The organism is Flavobacterium sp. 3HN19-14, assembly GCF_051373205.1.
Classification (GTDB): Bacteria; Bacteroidota; Bacteroidia; order Flavobacteriales; family Flavobacteriaceae; genus Flavobacterium.
Genome location: NZ_JBPPZT010000001.1, coordinates 142,657 through 161,452, shown reverse-complemented (window position 1 = coordinate 161,452; position 18,796 = coordinate 142,657). Strand labels below are relative to the sequence as shown.

Sequence of the window (18,796 nt, the reverse complement as noted above, 5' to 3'; positions counted from 1 at the left end):
TCGGATTGCCAACAGGAATAATACTTACAGAAACATCATTATAGCCTTGTATCAGCGTAACCGGAAAATAAAGCGTTTGCGTGCCGCTGCCTGTCGGAATGGTAATATTATTATATCCGGTTGATGGCGATGCGAAATAAGGAGAATATTCCGGATTAACGGTAAAACTGAAATCATATGAATTCCCGGATTGTCGTCGTAAATCGTATACAATCCCAAAGGCGATGAAATATTATTGACTTCGGCTGCATCGTTTACCTGATAAACAAAATTTCCATAAGTAAAATCAGATTCACCTTCGTCTTTCGTGCCATTTCCATTAGCATCTACAAAAGCAACGAGTTGCAGCTTGTCGGTACATTGCGGTGGCCCTGAAGCAAAACTACCGGCTTGGATAAATACGGCAGAATCATAGGAAGTATCCTGACGATCGGCAATGACTAGTTTAATATGGTATGGATGGTTCGGAATGATATCAGACGCTGCGGTCAGCAGTTTTGTTTGCCCGTTGAAATTCATGCCTGTTTCATAAGGTTTTTCGTAAAAATAATTGTCGAAGTAATTGCTGTTTTGTGAAGTACAACCGTCGTTATATTGCTGATCGCGTATGGTTACAACAGAAACTGGCGTCGTAGTGCCGGGAATAACAGCTAAATTCTTAGTGACATTGGTTTCGAGATCAGTCAACAAAAATGCAAATGCATCCGAGAAATCACATTGGAAATTGCCGTATTCCTCAGAAGCAAAAATATAATTAAAACTCATATAAGCCGTTGGTGTACTAAAATCGAATTCAAGCACCGAAGCATTTTGAGAATTCATTGTTCCACCCGTTGCTTGGTTTACAATCGTATTAAGGTCTGGGTCTCCGGGCTACGCCGTTATACCATCATTTAAGATTGACTGGTTTGGACCGGAATGTTCAAAACATTTCCTGTCGAAAGGACAATTCCCGATGATAAAGGGAAAGGAGCATTGCCGAATATCCCAATGCCATTGTCGCTTGCAAAATTAGTACCTGTGCTCGAAGTTACATTGGAAACTGTCGTACACGGATTATTGAGTAAAACATTGGTTACAAGTTGTTGTGGTGTCAAAGCAATACTTGTCGTTATCGGCGAAGCGACTTTGGCAACACAGATGTCAAATGTAACATCCTGAGGAGTATCTAAAACAGACCAAACTCTAACTTTGTATGTCTGTCCCGCGATAAGATTCAGCACAACATTGCTATTCTCCAGAAAGCAGTTTAAAAGCGTAAGGTTACAGCCATCAGCCAGGTACAAAGATGCCGTCAGGTCTGTAACCGTACCGGCAACGTTACTAATCGTAATAATTTGTCCCGAACCATTGGCGACGAACGTAAACCAAACATCGTCATCTTCAACTCCGGCGCAGCTTGTTTCATTTACTGAGGCAGTCGCTCCGGTTAAACTTGATGAAACTGGCGTACTGCAATTAGGACTATTACTTGGAGTAATTACTGTCGCGGTAGCGCAATCATCGTTTGGCACTGCCGGAGGTGTAGTGATGGCAATGTCAAAATTGGCAGATTGCAGCGGGCTCGAGCCATTCGTATATACCCTGATTTTATAACTGCTTCCCGGTGTCAAATTTGTAGCGACACTTACATTTGGATTGCTGCAATACAACTGCACGAGACTGGCACAGTCATTTCCTGAATACAAAGTATGGTTGATATCAGTTGCAGAACCGGTAACATTACTAAGTGTAATAATGTGTACGGTGGAAGTAGCGGTAAAACCAAACCATATATCATCATCGGAATTACCCTGGCAGACAGGATTAGTAAGAGGCAAAGACCTTGTTGCGCCAAGTGTACCCGAACTCACAAATAATTCAGGTGTTCTTGTCGGATTTACCGGAAGCTGAATAGCGCTGCCGCATTCATCATGAATTGGCTTTGTAGTAAAGTTTTTCGGGCTAAGGATGTTCCAGGTACTGATGTCAGACAAAGAACAAATTGATCTTACGTAATAAGTATATTCTGTTCCAGGCGTCAAGCCATTAATCGTATAAGGATTTGACGAAGCCAGGTAATAGGGAGCAGCAGTACCCAAAGGTGCTCCGTTCAAAGGTGCAGGACTACCCGCCGGAACGGCATAAACCTCCCATAATGTGGCGCTGCCATTTTCTGTCCAGGATAATTGTGCAGAAGTTTGCGTTGTTGCTTCAGTGTTTACACTGGTATCAACAGGTTTTGGACAGCTTACCGGCGTGCAGCTGACAATATCGCTGTATACAGAAGTTAAAGGTGTTTCTTGCCCCGGATTTTTCACATATATGTTATCCGCAAAAGGATTTTGGATTGAAACGCCTATTTCATCGGGAGCGGTTCCCGGAACACTCCAATATAAATCAAACGGAATGTTGGTGCACAAAGGCACGGTTACTGTTGTTAGTCCAGCACCGTTAATTGTTGATCCGATGGTTGCGATGATTATCCCATTTTGCCTTACCTGCATCCTGCCTCCATTCCAACCATTGCTGCCTGAATCGGTCAAGACAAATTTGTAGTTGCATTTGTCGGCAGCATCACAGCCCTGGGTGTAAAATACATAAGGCCGTGCCCAGTTGCTTTTATCTTCAGAAGAACATATCGTCCTGATGTAATAGAAATAAATCGTCATGGGTTGTAAATTACTAACAGGCAATGGTGACGGGTTAGTAGTCGGAATCAAAATGCCATTCTCAATAACCGGGCTACCGGTTGGCGGTATATCGCTCAAACTCGGCATAAGCAAAATCTCCCATGAATTATCAGATGTTGTGCCGTTCTGCCAGCTTAAAGAGGCAGAATTTGTTGTTACTGAGCTTACACCCAAGGCGACAGGCCTGAAGCATGTTGGTGTTGTCGTAAAAGTTACTTTTGACCATACTGCATCTGTAGCACAATCGTTTCTTACGTAAACGTCATAAGTACTATCGGCAATAAGTGGTATTGTTGTCGTAAATGAAGAAGAAGCTACATTGTTATAAGTCGGAGTTGTAGCCTGGGTCGGCGCAGCACCTCCGGCAGGCACAATATAAATATCCCATGAAAATGATGCCGGAGCATCCCATGAAATTGTAGCTTCATGCGGCATAATGTTGGTTACCGTTAGATTGTTCACTGCAAGACCACAATCCGGTACCAGGCAATTGACAATATTGTTGTACAACAATGCTCCCGCAACGCCGGTTCCGGCAGGTTTTGTAAAGATCTTTTGCCCGAATACATTTATTATATCAACCACACATTGTTGTGGCTGCGATCCCGCCAACGACCAGTACAATTCAATCGGAACGTTGTCACATAAAGGAACAACTACGTCAACCTGGGCCGGAGCCCAAATTATAAGTCGAGCCGATAGTTGCGACTACAATCCCGTTCTGTCTTACCTGCATCCTCGCCCCGTTCCAGCCATTGTTGGCAGAATCAGTCATCCTGAAAACATAATTGCAGGCCGCAGTAGCGTCGCAAATCAGCGTATTGAACAAATACGGCCCCGCCCAAGGTGTAAAAATCCCTGAACCGGTTTCGCACTCATCCCTCACCCAAAACTGGTATTCCGTAGCCGGGGTTAAATTGGTTGCCTCGAATAATTGATTGGTTGCAGCAACTCCCGGGCCTTGCGGAATAATACTACCTGCCAATTGTATTGCAATTTCAGAACTGGTAGCTCCTAAGTTGGTAAACCACGCTAATGAGGCTGATGTTGTGGTAATATTATCTGCAGCAAGACCTGAAGGTTTAGGTGAGCAAAGTTCTTTCTGGATAATTAAATTGTAAAGTATCGTTTGCGTTGAAGGCCCTGATGCGATGGCGATAATATAGGTATGTCCCGCAAGAAGCGACGCAGTCACAGTCCGAACATTCGCATTAGAATTGGCGAGACCTGCAACGCAGGAAACACCAACATTGGCACAACCCTCATAAACAAATATTCCTGAATTGGTAGAAGTCGGGCTTCCGGGCGTCATAACGAAACTCACAGGCACATTTTCAGTTGCGGTATAGCTGTAAAAAACTTCATTGCCCGCTAAATAATTTGTGTTTGAAGGAACGGCGCCGCATAAAGTTCCCTGAACTAAGTCTACATCATCGCCATAATCGGCAGTATTACCTGAAGCCTGAAAAGGCAAAGCATTGATGATGATCGGATTGTCGCAGGTATTTCCGACTTGGGCATGCGCCGAAAATGTAATGGCACCAAAAAGCGCCAAAAAGCTGAAAAGTAATTGTTTTTTCATAAAGGGTTTATTGCTAGCCAAATATATATGATTTTAAAATATCAGTTTATAAAAGTCAGGGATTTTTTGAGTAGTATAAAATTGACAATTAATTTCCGGCAACAGACGCTGCCACAAGGAATCCGCCCGTCCACGCATTCTGGAAATTAAATCCGCCTGTAATTGCATCAATATTGACGATTTCTCCCGCAAAATAAAGGTTTTGGTGTAATTTGCTTTCCATCGTTTTAAAGTTAATTTCCTTTAAATCGATGCCGCCGGCCGTCACAAATTCTTCCTTGAAAGTGCTCTTGCCATTGACCTGAAAAGCCGCATTGGTCAATTGATTTACGAGATTCTGAAGCTGTGTTTTTGACAAATCCGCCCATTTCGTTTCAACTCCGATTCCAGAAGCCAGAACGAGACTTTCCCACAAACGGTTCGGGAAATTAAACGGAGATTTTTTGGAAACTGCTTTTTTAGAATGTTCTAGTTTGAGTTCTTTGAGGTTTTTTTCACAATCTTCCGGATCAACATCATTGAGCCAATTGACGAAAATGGTAAATTGGTAATTTTTTTCCGCCAGAATCCGCGCGCCCCAAGCAGACAATTTCAAAATAGCCGGACCGCTCATTCCCCAATGCGTCACCAGTAACGGTCAGGTTGAGGCGAGCTTTGAATCTTTCACTTTTACCGAAACCATTGCCGAAACGCCCGGTAATTCTTTGATCCTTGAATCTTTAATATTGAAAGTAAATAACGATGGTACCGGACTCACAATCGCATGGCCGAATTCCTGCAACATCTCCCAAATCTTCGGGTTACTGCCTGTCGCAAGGATTAATTTTTCAGTAATGAAAGTTTCGTTTTGGGTTTCGATTTTCCAGAAATCTTCACTCTTGAAGACGGATTGAACGCTTTGTCCTGTCAAGACTGAAATGCCTAATTTTTGCGTCGCTTTCGTAAAACAATCGATAATCGTTTGCGATGAATCAGAAACCGGGAACATCCTGCCGTCGTTTTCAATCTTCAATTCGACGCCGTGTTTTTCAAACCATTCTATTGTGTCGCCGGAGCAAAACTGGTGAAACGGCCCGCGCAATTCCTTTTCGCCGCGCGGATAGAATTTGACGAGTTCGTTCGGTTCGAAACAGGCATGCGTGACATTGCATCTGCCGCCACCCGAAATCCTGACTTTCGTCAAAACTTCCTTGCCGCGTTCAAGAATGGCAACTTTTAATTTCGGATTTTTCTCCACAATATTTATAGCAGTAAAAAAACCCGCTGCGCCGCCGCCAACAATGATAATGTCGAAATTCTGGTTCATATTTTGTCGGGAAAATCGGTGATGATTCCGTTTACGTTAAAGGATTTTATGCGATTGAGGTCTTCCGGTTCATTAACCGTCCACGGGAAAATGCCAAATCCTTTTGATTGCATTTCAGCTACATTCTCTTTTGTCAATAAATGAAAATACGGATGAATGGTTTCGGCTTTAATGAATTCTGAAAAACCGATGGCGAGCTCCAAATCGGTCTCCGTCAAAACGCCCAAAGGAATTTCAGGATTCCATTTCCGGATTTCCTGCAATGCATTCCAATCGAAAGAAGAAACCAGAAAATGGGAATATTTCCAGCCTTTTTCTGAAACATATTCTTCAATAACTGTCGTTACAGGTTTTGCAGTGGTTTCAACTTTAAGTTCGATATTAATGAGACATTTTTTGTCGACTAAATCAAAAACTTCATTCAGCGTCGGAATTTTTTCCGAACCATCAATTGTAAATGCTTTTAATTCGGATAAAGTCAGATCTTTCACAACGCCATTTCCATTTGTAGTACGGTTAACAGTATGGTCATGGATTACGATGATTTCATTATCGGCAGATAAATGCACATCCAGCTCGATGCCATCGGCATTCATTTCGATGGCTTTCCCAAAACTCAATAATGTGTTTTCGGGAAAATAACCTTTCGCACCGCGATGTCCGATTTTTAAGATTTTGTGCATATTTTTAACCGCAAAGGCGCAAAGTTTTCGCAAAGTACACAAAGATAGAAATGCCTGGCGAACTTTGCGCTTTTTGCTTTGCGCCTTTGCGGTTAAATTATTTTTTCTCGAGCAGCACAATCCTGAAATCTGAATCAACAATCACTTTTCCATCAGCAACAATCACCTTTTTTCCAGAATAGAAATCTTTCAACTTAGTGCCATCTTCAAAAATACTGCCTACGGAAATTTCTTTTTTACCGGTTGGCAAATCCAATCCAATCACAACAGCGTCAATGTAATTGCCTTTTGAAAATGTACGGCTGAAAATATAATGTTCGCTAGCGATTTTTGAGTGAACTCCAGCGCCGACTGCCGGATGGTTTCTGCGGAATTGCCCTAATTTCTGCCAGTGCAATAACGTTTCTTTAGTTTTCGAATCTGATTTTATCGCATCCCAATTCATGTTCGAACGCAAAGTCGCATCACCTTCTGTTCCCGGAACTACGAGTGAACGCGCACTTTCATCACCATAATAAACCTGGGAAATGCCCGGCGAAAGCAATAACTTGACGCCGCTTTCAAAACTTTTTTCGCGTTTTCCGTCGAATGGGCTTCCGTCATCATGGGAAGATAAATAATTCAGGACACTGAAGCCTTTCAGTTCGTTATTAAGCTTTGAAGAATATTTTGAGAACAGGAATTCGTAATCTTTCTGCGCATCCCATTTGAATTCGAAATTGATCATATTGTTGAATCCGTGCTTGAAATAATTGACTTTTTTGTCGCCAAAATCAAAGTCCTGACCGCCGCTGATACCGTAATTGTAGACTTCTGCAATCGTATAAAATTTATTGTCGTCTAACACTTTCGCCGGATTATTTTTCTTCCAGTTGTCGAAAGCATATTGGCATTGGGTTTTAAAATCCGTCCACACATCTTCATCGGTGTGCTTCACGGTGTCGGCACGGTAACCGTCAATCCCGAAATCATTCACGTAATCGCTGAGCCATTTGATGATGTAATATTTTGGCGCGCGCGGATAACCGGTTCTTTTGAAAAACGCATCGAGTTCAGCAACTTCTTTTTCATAACGGCCTTCATTTTTCCATTTTTGAACCAGGAATTCAGGCAATTCGACATTGGCATTGCTTTCGGTTTTTACATCCGGAAGATTTTTTACTAGCGTACATGCGGTTGTTCCTTCAAATGTTTTGTAGTCACATTGTGGTCCCGTGCGTACCCAGTCATCAGGCCAGACAGAGTCGATGTCAGTTACAAGTTCCGGTGTGGTTGATTACACCATCCAGCACAATCCGGATGCCTTTTTTATGGGCTTTTTTGACGAGTTCGGCCAAATCTTTTTCAGTGCCGAAATTAGGGTCGAGTTTTGTCCAGTCGCGCGTCCAGTAACCATGGAATCCATAGCTTAATCCGGTGCCTTCATCGACACCATCGTGAATCTGTTCTACAATGGGCGTCAGCCAAATGGCGTTGATACCGAGTTTTTCGAAATAACCCGATTCAAGTTTTTTAGTGATTCCTTTGATATCGCCACCTTCAAAGCCGCGCAGTTTACCGGTTGGTTTATTCCTGTCGAAATTCACGTCGTTAGATTTGTCTGCATTGTAAAAACGGTCGGTAAGCAAAAAGTATAAATTGGCACCTTCCCAAACGAAAGGTGTATTTTTGGCAGGTTTGTTATTTTTCATTTGTGCTGTTGACAATACTGGGGTCATTAACATAAAGGTAAGCGGTAAAAAAAGAAACTTTCTCATTATTTTGTTAATTGAACGGTTATGGTTTTGGAATTTTTTCTCTCGAATTTGAAGAAAATGGTTAGCGAATTGCATTTTTTATCCCATTTCGATTTGGTTTTTTTGCCACCGATAAGGACTTGTTCCGGCTTGTCGGTGATATTGTGGATGATTAATGCGAAATTGCGGTCAAGTTCCATCATCTTTTCGCCTTTTTCATTGCTGATGTCGATTGTGATTTTTCTGTCTGCAACTGCCGAACTGAAATGCATCAGTTCATACCTGCCTTTCTCGTAAGCTTCGGGTGTTTCGCCATCGTCATTGTATAAATGTCCTTCAGATTTTGGCGTTTCTTCGTCAAAATAATAATGTAATTCGATGTTTTGTGTAGAGTAATCATGCGTATTCTGTACAAGATTTACAATCGGAAGAAAGGAACCCGCACGCATGAAAACCGGAATCTGGTCTTCCAAAACATTGATTTTTTCTGTAGTGCCGTGCTTGTATTTTTTGCTGCAATAGAAATCATACCAGTTGGCGGTATCGGGAAAATAAACTTCTTTTTCTTTTTGTCCGGCTTCGGTGATTGGTGCGACTAAAATTGCATCTCCCCAGAAATATTCATCAGAACGCCCGAAAACATTCGTGTTCAAAGGTTCTTCAAATAAAAGTGGACGCATTAACGGCGTTCCTTTTGGTTGTTGTCGAAAGCGAGTGTATAATTGTAAGCCAACATGTGATAACGCAATTCAATGGCTTCCTTAGCCAATTGTTTGGTCTTTTCTTCACGGAAAACGGGTTCTGCCGGAACAGATTCTGCCGCATGCGGACGGAATATCGGTTGGAAAACGCCATATTGCAGCCAACGCACGTACAATTCATTATCGACATTGTCACCTGCAAATCCGCCCAAATCGGAGTGCATATAACCCATTCCCTGCATGCCCATTTGTAATGCAATTTCTAACTGTGACTTTAAGCCGCCCCAACTTCTGCCCACATCACCCGACCACGGAATCATCCCAAACCGCTGTGAACCCGATGAACCGGCGCGCATCAGAATAAAAGGGCGTTGGTTCGGAAAATCGTGTTTATAACCTTCGGAAACGAGTTTCGCCCAATTGTGCCCGTAAATATTATGGACTTCATCCGCAGTCTGCTCACCATGAAAAAGTTTCGAAGGATGCATTTCGGGTTCGCCCAAATCGCCCCACCAGCCGGCGACGCCCATTTCAGTGAAATTTTTGTAAATATTCCAAAACCAGTCTTTGCCCTTTTGGCTGAAAATATCGATCAATCCGGTATTTCCAAAGTAAAAATCATACTTAAACGGTTTTCCGGAAATGTCGGTCGCGAGGATTTTTTTATCGACTGCTTCCTGCCATTTTTTAGAAGTTGTGAGTACGAACGGCTCAGTAATCAAGATAGTTTTGATGTGCTTTTCCTTCAAATCATTGATCATTTTTTGAGGATCGGGAAAATTGTCTTTGTCGAATTCAAAATTGCCCAAAGTGCCTTTGATGTCTTTTCCAAACCAGTATAAATCAAGGATAATCGCATCTACCGGAATTTTTTCTTTTTCGAATTTCGCAATGGTTTCCGTTACTTCTTTTTGCGTATGGTAACCAAATCGGCTTGAGAAATTCCCGAATGCCCAACGTGGCGGTAAAGGCTGGTGTCCGGTAAGATTGGTGTAGTTTTCTTCCAGATCTTTCCAGGAATCACCTGCAATAATTTGGTAGGTTTTTCTGCCGGAGATGGTTTCATAAGTCAGCGTGTTGTCTTTCTTGCTGTCCAAATCCAGGAATCCAACCGGCGCGTTATCGAAATGCAGCATATACATTTTGGATGACAGTACGATTGGCATAGAAAAATTGAGCAGTTCTGCGCGGTCGCCATAACCATATTGCGCACGGTTGTATAAAGTTAGGCGATTGCCGCGACGGTTCATGCCAAGTGCACGGGAACCTCCGCCATAAAGTGCTTCAGTTTTGTCAAGATTAAAATCGATTGTTTCGGTGCTGTCTTTTTTGTTGTAGCCGTTTTTTTCAGAAAGCAGGTAAGTGTCTTTATAAGAATACGAAATTTTAAAAGGCGACTTTTGGATTTGTACTATCAACCCGGAAGTTTTAAGTTCCAGAAAATCGCTGCCGTCAGTAAAATTTACCTTTTCGCCTGATGGTTTTAAAATTACGGCATGCGATTCCGGATTAAAAGATTCCTTTCCGGGAATGAATGATGTTTCAATTATCTTATCGGAATAAGCGTTGATGAGGTAATAACCGTCGGAGGTTTTTATTTTCAGCGTGTTTTCTTCCCAAGAATAAGATTGGAAAATTCTATTTGGATTTTGAGCGTAAATTACTGTTGTCAGTAAGAGTAATACTATACCGAACAGGTTGTTAATTCTCGCAAAGGCGCAAAGGCGCAAAGATTTTTTCCTACAGGTTATTCGCAATACGTGTAATTCCATTTTTAATTAGTGTATTGTTAAAGTTTATTAACAGACCTAACTTCAAGCCCGTTATTTTAAGGTAGGTTAATAATTGTTTCGGATGTACAGATGCAATTTCTCCAACTGATTTGATTTCCAAAATTATTTTTTCTTCTACTATCAGGTCTGCTCTAAATCCAATATCCATTTTGATATCTTTCCAAAATACTGGTAGATTTTTTTGACGTTCTATTTTAAAACCTCTCTGCTTCAATTCGTAAAATAAAATGGTTTCATAGACACTTTCTAAAAGTCCCGGACCAAGTTTTACATGCATTTTATAACAAATATCAACAATAATTCTAGACAGTTCATTTTCATTCATGGCAGATATAATTTTTATTTTGGCGTATAATTTATTTAAGAACAAGTTTATAGTCTTTGCGACTTTGCGGCTTTGCGAGAATACTATTGCAATTCTAGTATGTAAACGGATTTGGCATCAATGCTTATCTCAGTTTTTAAATCAATAGTTTTTCCAGCCAAAACATCTTTTCCGGAAGTATAATTTTGAATGCTTTCGCGGAAGCGGTCTGTTTTAAATTTTTTGGTTTCGGTATTGTTATTAATCACAACCATTACGCTTTTATTGTCGTTGTATCGAAAATAAACGTAAACATTGTCGTCTGGAATATAATGTTTCATCTTTCCGGAATGCACCACATCGGCAGTTTTTCGCCAATTCAGTAATTTTGAAGTAAAGTCGAAATATTGCTGCTGTTCCGCCGTTCTTCCCGATTTCGCAAAGGCATTGTTGGTATCGCCGTTCCAGCCTCCCGGAAAATCCCGACGGATATCAGCATCACCTTTTTTGTTTTTGTCGCCTTTCATGCCGATTTCTGAACCTGAATAAATTTCCGGAATACCACGAACGGTCATAATCAGCGTCAATCCCATCTGGTATTTTTTAAAATCAGGATAGATTTCGTTAAAACGTTGGGTGTCGTGGTTTTCGAGCATCACCAGAATGCTGTTCGGATTTGGATATAAAAAATCATTGGCGAAATTGTCATAAACCTTAATCATGCCTTTGTCCCATTCGCCTTTGTCTTCGTTGAAAACGGTGCTTACGGCATCATGCAAAGTAAAATCCATCACAGAAGGCAAATGCGAGTTGTATCCTTCGATAGCGCCTACTTTACTGTCTTTCTGCCAATACGCCATCTGCGCCTGGTTGTGCATCCAGACTTCGCCAACGATATTGAATTTCGGATATTCATCGGTAATTGCTTTGGTTAGATTTGGCGATTCCGGTTTTGTCACAATAGGAATAAGTGTCTACGCGGAAGCCGTCTAAATCGGCGTATTCAATCCACCAAATGGCATTTTGAATAAGATAATTCAGCATCAAAGGATTCGATTGGTTCAAATCGGGCATCGATTTTACGAACCAGCCATCCATACACAATTTCGTATCGATATCAGAAGCATTGGGGTCGAATTGCGTCGTCATATGATAATTCGTCTGTGCATAACCCGGGAATTGGTGCAGCCAGTCATACGTTGGCATGTCTTTGAAAGTCCAATGATCACCCCAATGGTTCGTGACATAATCCATAATATTCTTCATGCCGCGCTTGTGCAGGTCGTCGGACAATTTCAGATAATCGGCATTCGAGCCATAACGCGAATCGATTTTATAAACGTCGGATTGGCCGTAACCGTGGTAAGAACCGCGTTTGTCATTGTCTTCGCAGAGCGGCGTGCTCCAAACGGCAGTTGCGCCCAGTTCATTAATGTAATCGAGGTTTTTGATGATGCCTTCGATGTCGCCGCCGTGACGGCCGTTGGGATTGCTGCGATCGGCTTTTTCGGCTGTGTCTTCGGTACTGTCGTTATTCGGATTTCCGTTGGCAAATCTATCGGGCATCAATAAATAAATGACATCCGAAGCGTCGTAACTTTCGCGCAAAGCGGAATTTTTACGGCGTTCTTTCAGCTCATACTTTTGAGTAAAGGCGACTTTATTTTTTGATTTGAATGAAAAAGTGATTTCTTGTGCCGGGCTGTTTTTCGTATCAATTGTTACGAAAAGATAATTCGGATTTTCAGTTTTTGCAACATTTGTGATGATGATGTTGTTAGAAACCGAAGCGTCGTATTGCGCTATGTTTTTACCGTAAAACATGATTTGCAGTTCCGGGTTTTTCATGCCGGCGTACCAGAATGGCGGTTCTGTTTTTTGGATTTGAGAAAATCCGTTCAATGAAAATGCGAGAAAAAGCATTAAGAATTTGTGTTTCATAATTTTAATGTTTTTTCTCGCAAAGTCGCAGAGACGCTAAGTTTTTCTTTGCGACTTAGCGCCTTTGCGAGATGTTTTATACGGTAACCAAACTATTCGGCTCGACGAAAATTTCTTTTCCGTTGACGAAAACAGCAATTTCTTTGTCGCCTTCGAGTGAGAATTTCGTTTCGTTCGGGTGTACAGAAATTTTCAAAATCTGGTTTCTGAAATTGATCTTAAACGAATAACCTTCCCATTCTTTCGGAATTCTCGGCGAAAAATGCAATGTGTCGTTTTTCACGCGCATGCCGCCAAAACCTTCCACAATGCTCATCCAGGTTCCCGCCATTGATGTGATGTGGCAGCCTTCTTCAACTTCTTTGTTGTAATCGTCGAGGTCGAGGCGCGAGGTTCTTAAATAGAAAGTGTATGCCATTTCCATTTTGCCCAGCACCGCCGCCTGAATCGAGTGAACGCAAGGCGAAAGCGAACTTTCATGTACCGTAAATGGCTCATAGAAATCAAAATGCTTTTTCAAATCTTCTGTCGAAAAATGATCTTCGAAGAAGTAAAATCCTTGTAAAACATCAGCCTGCTTGATGTATGGCGAACGTAAAATCCTGTCCCATGACCATTTTTGGTTAATCGGGCGCTGGCTTTTATCCAAATCGGCAACTTTCACCAATTCCTTATCTAAGAAGCCGTCTTGTTGCAAGTAAACGCCATGTTCTTCTGAAAACGGGAAATACATATTGTCGGCCACTTTTTTCCAAAGCTGTAATTCGGCATCGGTGAGATTGGCTTTTGAAGCGATTCTTTTGTGGTCTGAAGGGAATTCCTTCGCCACTTTTTCGATTTGCTCCAATGTATAATCAAGACACCATTTTGCAATATAATTGGTGTAGAAATTATTGTTGACGTTGTTTTCGTATTCGTTCGGACCTGTTACGCCGAGCATTACATATTGATTCCTGTAAGTCGAAAAATTCGCGCGTTGGTGCCAAAACCTTGCAATACCAATTAAGACTTCGAGTCCTTTTTCGGGAATATAGCTGTAATCGCCGGTGAATCTGTAATAATTGAAAATCGCAAATGCAATCGCACCGTTCCTGTGGATTTCCTCAAAAGTGATTTCCCATTCATTATGACATTCTTCACCGTTCATAGTTACCATCGGATACAATGCAGCGCCGTTGGTAAATCCAAGCTTTTTGGCGTTTTCAATGGCTTTGTCGAGTTGGTTGTAACGGTAAATCAAGAGATTTTTCGCAACCTGCTGGTCTTTCGTCGCCATATAAAACGGAATGCAATAGGCTTCGGTGTCCCAATAAGTCGAACCGCCATATTTTTCGCCGGTAAATCGCTTTGGCCGATGTTAAGGCGCGAATCTTTTCCGGAATAGGTTTGGTTCAGTTGGAAAATGTTGAAACGGATGCCTTGTTGTGCTTTTACGTCGCCATCAATAGTGATGTCTGACATTTCCCAGATTTTCGCCCAGGCATCTATTTGGTTTTCAACCAATTTGTCGTAGCCGATTGCCAAAGCCGATTGGATTGCTTTTTCCGCAGCGGCTAAAGTATTATCGTGGTTCATTGAAACGGTATAACCGCCCAATTTCTGAATTGATGATTTTTCGCCTTTTGCAACAGTCGTTTCATAGCTGAATTGCACTTTTTCGCTGTCGGCTTCAATGTTTTCAGGCGATAACTTCAGGTTTTTGCCATTCAGCAAGATGTTGTTCTGCATGAAAGTTGTCACATTGAAGTGCGTCTTGAACGTTCTTGCCGTTACAAAAGCCTCGTTTCCGTTGTGTTTTACGTCGAGCGGTTCCCAGAATTTCTCTTCCCAGTTGGCGTCTTCGTTGGTAACGCCTGCATCGATATACGGTTTGTAAACGATTTTTGTGTCTTTATTTAAAGGCGTAATTTCATAATTGATAACGCCAACTTCATCCAGTTCCGATTGAAAGGAAGCGGTTAACATTGACGGAAATTTCCGTTCCGTTTTGCAAAGTCGCTTCAAAAGAACGCGTATAAATGCCTTCTTTCATATTGAGTTCACGACGGAAGTTTTTCACTTTCGCGCAAGCGTTCAGATCGAAATTCTCGCCATTGATGATGGTGTCAATTCCGATCCAGTTCGGGGCGTTTAGTACTTTGGCGAAATATTCCGGATAGCCGTTCTTCCACCAGCCGACTTTGGTTTTGTCGGGATAGTAAATGCCGCCGATATAAGAGCCCTGAAAGGTATGCCCGCCGTATTTTTCTTCAAAATTGGCGCGTTGTCCCATGGCGCCGTTTCCAATACTGAAAAGGCTTTCGGACGATTTTACGCGTTCTGCATCAAATCCTTCTTCGATGATCGACCAATTATCGGGTTTGATATAATCCTGGTTCATTTTTTAATTGTATTTTCAGTTTGATACATTTTAAGTCCGCAGACTTATTCCTTTTTCGTGCATTATTTTCTAATCAGGCAATCGATGAAGCCTGTATCGATGTGTGTGAAATCCTTGAAGATGTATTTTGCTTCGTGCAGGATTTCGGTTTCGCCGATGCCAACGCTTGTCATGTGGGCGATGTTCGCTGCCTGTACGCCTGCAACGGAATCTTCAAAGACAATCGCATTTTCATTTTCGGCGTCAAGCAATTTTGCGGCACGCACGAAAACTTCCGGATCCGGTTTGGCGTTCGAAACGTCGTTGCCGTCAACGATTGCGTCGAAATAGCTGATGATATTCGCTTTTTCTAAAATCGGTCTTGCATTTTTACTGGCAGAGCCCAAGGCGATCAGTTGCTTTTTTTCTTTTAAGTATTTCAAAACCGGAAGTACGCCCGGCAGGATTTCGCTCTCATCCATGTTGACGAGATAGGAGAGGTAGTCCTCATTTTTCTGCACGAGCCATTTGTCTTTGTCTTCCTGGCTGGCGTTGATTTTTCCCAGTTTTAAGATGATGTCTAAGGAGCGCACGCGGCTGACCCCTTTTAATTCTTCGTTGTGTTCGGGGGTGAATTCGATGCCGAGTTCAGCGGCTATCTTTTGCCACGCCAGGTAATGGTATCTGGCCGTATCGACTATTACGCCGTCAAGGTCAAATATGAATGCTTTTTTATTCATTAATGTCAATCTTTTTGTTTGTAGAAACGCCAAGCGTCAGCAGTCCTGCCAGAATCATCGAGCAGCCTCCGACAATCAGGGCGTAAATTGGTTCGCTGTTGAAAAATTCCTTCACTAAAAAGCCAAGGATTGTTCCGGCAACGATTTGCGGAATTACCACGAAGAAGTTGAAAACGCCCATGTAGTAACCCATTTTTGCAGAGGGCAATGCGCCTGAAAGCATCGCATACGGGATTGATAAAATACTCGCCCATGCAATACCAACGCCCACCATCGCTAATAGTAATCCGACTTTATCGGAAAGGAAATAAATCGAAATCAACCCGATTCCGCCTGCAATCAAGGCGAGCATGTGGGTGAATTTGTTGCCTGCTCTTGCCAGAACCGGAAGAAGAAAAGCAACGGCAGCCGCCACTCCATTATAAACAGCAAACATAACCGGAACCCAGTCTGCTGCATCGTTGTATAATTTTGAAGTGACATCCATAGTGCCAAAAACATGGCCGGTAATAGCGGGAGTGGTGTAAATCCACATTGAGAATAAGGCAAACCACGAAAAGAACTGCACCCATGCCAATTGCTTCATGGTTTTTGGCATGTTAAGCAAATCGGTTACAATTACGGTAAAACCATTGCGTACCTCTTTTTGCGCAATTGCGAAACCAACGTAAATAAGACACCGACGACTAAAAGCCCGATGGAAAGAATGTAAAGCTCTTTGTGCTGGTTGTCCTGATTTGTAACAGGGTCGACTGCAGCATTGATATGGTGCACATACACAGACGCGATACTCCCAACAACAAGCAATATTAAACCAATAAAAAGTTGCCTTTGAATGGTTACGCCGCTTTGCGTTGCCATTTTTTCATGGTGGTTTTTTGTGGCGTTGCCTTTTTTGGCTTCTTCAAAAGCTTCGAGCTCTTCGGGTGAGTATTCTGTCGATTTGAAAACCGTCCATAATACAGCCAACAGGAAACAAATTCCGCCGATGTAAAAAGACCATTTCACCGATGGCGCAATGATTCCTTTTGGCGCGGTGTTTTCAAGTCCGACCCAATTCGTGAAGATGTAAGGCAATGCAGAACCTACTACAGCGCCGAGTCCGATAAAGAAACTCTGCATGGCAAAACCCTGCGTACGTTGTTTTTCTGATAAATTATCACCAATAAATGCACGAAATGGTTCCATCGAAATGTTGATGGAAGAATCCATAATCCACAATGTACCGATGGCGACCCAAAGTGTCGGTGAATTAGGAATGACGAATAAGGCGATTGAGGATAAGATGGCGCCGACTAAAAAATAAGGGCGTCTTCTGCCTAACCTGGTCCAGGTGCGGTCTGAAAAATAACCTACGATGGGTTGAATGATCAATCCTGTCAAAGGTGCTGCAAGCCAATACAGGCCAAGCTTTTCAGGTTGCGCTCCGAGTGTTTCGAAAATCCTTGAAGTATTTGCGTTCTGCAGTGCAAAACCGAACTGAATTCCGAGGAATCCGAAACTCATGTTCCAAATCTCCCAGAAGCCTAATTTACGCTTTTCCATTATCGTAATTTAAAGATGATACGATAAGCGCGATGCTTATCAAAACTTAACTTTTGTTTTCGAAGTAAAAATCACAAGCTTTGATAATGCGGTAAAGATAGAAAAGATTTTAGATTTCAGATTTCAGATTTCAGATTTTTTCACCTCAGACTTAACTATAACGTGGTAGTGTTTATAACATTACGCAATTTCAATCCTCAATTAAAGACTGACTATTGCGTCAAATTGTTACAGTTATTTTGTCGATTCGCGTTCGATAAGATTGGTTTCGATAACTTCGGTGCGGTAGGCTTCTTCTTCCTCAAAATCATTTTCTTCGGCTTCGAGGCGGTCTATCAGCATTTTGGCTGCTTTTTGTCCCATTTTGATGCCATTCTGGCTTACCGTTGTAATTGTCGGTGTGGAATATTGCGAAATAATTCCGTCAGTAAAAGCAATAACAGACAAATCATCCGGTACTTTAAGCCCTAATTTACTTGCCATTTTGATGATAGTGACGGCGAAAAGTTCGTTCACGGCCAATACGGCATCGATGGCGCGGTCTTCGATTAGTTTGGTGATTTCGGAATCAAAATTATCAAGGTCTTCAATCTTAATAATGAGTTTTTCGTTGAAGCTTAAGTCATTGTCTAGTATGGCTTTCATGTAACCGTCTGTGCGAAGTTTTCCTACACTTACGTAATCGACAGTTGTGACCAGTGCGATTTTTTTCTTACCCATTCCGATTAAAGTCTGAACCGCCTCATAAGCGGCCATTTTATCGTCGATGATGACCTTGTCGCACAAAATCTCATTGGTGACGCGATCGAACATCACAACCGGCATGCCTTGGTTAATGACTTCTGTAATGTGGTGAAAATCACCTTTATACTGCGTTTCTTTTGACAACGACATGATAAAACCGTCGGTGCTTCCGTTGGCGAGCATCTCGAGATTGAGTACTTCTTTATCGAAAGATTCGTTGGAAAGACAGACCACAACGCTGTAGCCGTGTTCGTTGGCCACCTGTTCGACACCGCTGATGACGGTAGCGAAAAAATGGTGTACGATTTCGGGAATGATAATGCCGATGGTTTTGGTCTTGCGGTTCTTTAAACTCAGGGCGATATTGTTGGGCTTATAGTTATATAATTTGGCAAAAGCCTGGACTTTCTGTCGGGTGTCTTCGCTGATTTCGGCGCTGTCGCGAAGTGACTTTGAAACGGTCGAAATGGAGACATCTAATTCCTTGGCAATTTGCTTTAAAGTGACTTTTCTTTTCATGTTGAAAATGGATAAATATTATTTTCGAAATAAAGGTAGTTTTTATTTTTATTAATGTCAATTTTAGCCTTAAAAATCAGTACTTTTAGGAAAGTTTTCAACACGAAAACGTTTTCGGTAGGTGTTTTCAGAGGGTGCATTTTTTTTACTCGAATATTTACATAAATTTAA

9 protein-coding genes and 5 pseudogenes are annotated in these 18,796 nt (G+C 42.0%); all 14 read right to left on the bottom strand.

The genetic code is table 11. The annotated features are described in order from the left end of the window. Positions 1–51: 51 nt before the first annotated feature. Positions 52–822, bottom strand: a complete 771-nt coding sequence (locus tag ACSLFW_RS00810) for a choice-of-anchor L domain-containing protein (RefSeq protein WP_436554242.1) — start codon at positions 820–822, stop codon at positions 52–54. A 71-nt stretch (positions 823–893) separates the two neighbouring features. Then, entirely contained in the window at positions 894–3,257 is a 2,364-nt protein-coding gene (locus ACSLFW_RS00805; protein ID WP_436554241.1) for a fibronectin type III domain-containing protein, read from the bottom strand. 76 nt (positions 3,258–3,333) lie between these two features. Then, positions 3,334–4,254, bottom strand: coding sequence for a hypothetical protein (locus ACSLFW_RS00800; protein ID WP_436554240.1), 921 nt, complete (start codon positions 4,252–4,254; stop codon positions 3,334–3,336). An 88-nt stretch (positions 4,255–4,342) separates the two neighbouring features. Continuing rightward, positions 4,343–5,560 (bottom strand): annotated as a pseudogene (locus ACSLFW_RS00795) (NAD(P)/FAD-dependent oxidoreductase). Continuing rightward, positions 5,557–6,243, bottom strand: coding sequence for a glycerophosphodiester phosphodiesterase (locus ACSLFW_RS00790; protein WP_436554239.1), 687 nt, complete (start codon positions 6,241–6,243; stop codon positions 5,557–5,559). The pseudogene ACSLFW_RS00795 and the gene ACSLFW_RS00790 overlap by 4 nt, the downstream one beginning before the upstream one ends. 97 nt (positions 6,244–6,340) lie before the next feature. After that, a pseudogene (locus tag ACSLFW_RS00785) lies at positions 6,341–8,000 on the bottom strand (alpha-amylase family glycosyl hydrolase). Continuing rightward, positions 8,000–8,659, bottom strand: a complete 660-nt coding sequence (locus ACSLFW_RS00780; RefSeq protein WP_436554238.1) for a DUF5110 domain-containing protein — start codon at positions 8,657–8,659, stop codon at positions 8,000–8,002. The pseudogene ACSLFW_RS00785 and the gene ACSLFW_RS00780 overlap by 1 nt, the downstream one beginning before the upstream one ends. Then, positions 8,659–10,452, bottom strand: coding sequence for a TIM-barrel domain-containing protein (locus ACSLFW_RS00775; protein ID WP_436554237.1), 1,794 nt, complete (start codon positions 10,450–10,452; stop codon positions 8,659–8,661). The genes ACSLFW_RS00780 and ACSLFW_RS00775 overlap by 1 nt, the downstream gene beginning before the upstream one ends. Then, a complete protein-coding gene (locus ACSLFW_RS00770; protein ID WP_436554236.1) occupies positions 10,421–10,798 on the bottom strand; it encodes a GxxExxY protein in 378 nt (125 codons plus the stop codon). Before ACSLFW_RS00770 ends, ACSLFW_RS00775 begins: the two co-directional genes overlap by 32 nt. Before the next feature lie 83 nt (positions 10,799–10,881). Further along, positions 10,882–12,718: pseudogene (locus tag ACSLFW_RS00765) on the bottom strand (glycoside hydrolase family 13 protein). Positions 12,719–12,794: 76 nt separating this feature from the next. Then, a pseudogene (locus ACSLFW_RS00760) lies at positions 12,795–15,098 on the bottom strand (glycoside hydrolase family 65 protein). A gap of 62 nt (positions 15,099–15,160) precedes the next feature. Further along, on the bottom strand, positions 15,161–15,817 hold the full coding sequence (gene pgmB / locus ACSLFW_RS00755) for a beta-phosphoglucomutase (protein WP_436554235.1): 657 nt from the start codon (positions 15,815–15,817) through the stop codon (positions 15,161–15,163). Beyond that, positions 15,810–17,362 (bottom strand): annotated as a pseudogene (locus ACSLFW_RS00750) (MFS transporter). Before ACSLFW_RS00750 ends, pgmB begins: the two are co-directional and overlap by 8 nt. 234 nt (positions 17,363–17,596) lie before the next feature. Then, positions 17,597–18,625, bottom strand: a complete 1,029-nt coding sequence (locus ACSLFW_RS00745) for a LacI family DNA-binding transcriptional regulator (RefSeq protein WP_436554234.1) — start codon at positions 18,623–18,625, stop codon at positions 17,597–17,599. Positions 18,626–18,796: the final 171 nt, after the last annotated feature.

Excerpts from the sequence above, each read along its gene's own strand:
- ACSLFW_RS00770 (WP_436554236.1), bottom strand. The coding sequence starts at position 10,798 with ATGAATGAAAATGAACTGTCTAGAATTATTGTTGATATTTGTTATAAA.
- ACSLFW_RS00780 (WP_436554238.1), bottom strand. The coding sequence starts at position 8,659 with ATGCGTCCACTTTTATTTGAAGAACCTTTGAACACGAATGTTTTCGGG.
- ACSLFW_RS00810 (WP_436554242.1), bottom strand. The coding sequence starts at position 822 with ATGAATTCTCAAAATGCTTCGGTGCTTGAATTCGATTTTAGTACACCA.
- ACSLFW_RS00800 (WP_436554240.1), bottom strand. The coding sequence starts at position 4,254 with ATGAAAAAACAATTACTTTTCAGCTTTTTGGCGCTTTTTGGTGCCATT.
- ACSLFW_RS00775 (WP_436554237.1), bottom strand. The coding sequence starts at position 10,452 with ATGGAATTACACGTATTGCGAATAACCTGTAGGAAAAAATCTTTGCGC.
- pgmB (WP_436554235.1), bottom strand. The coding sequence starts at position 15,817 with ATGAATAAAAAAGCATTCATATTTGACCTTGACGGCGTAATAGTCGAT.
- ACSLFW_RS00745 (WP_436554234.1), bottom strand. The coding sequence starts at position 18,625 with ATGAAAAGAAAAGTCACTTTAAAGCAAATTGCCAAGGAATTAGATGTC.
- ACSLFW_RS00790 (WP_436554239.1), bottom strand. The coding sequence starts at position 6,243 with ATGCACAAAATCTTAAAAATCGGACATCGCGGTGCGAAAGGTTATTTT.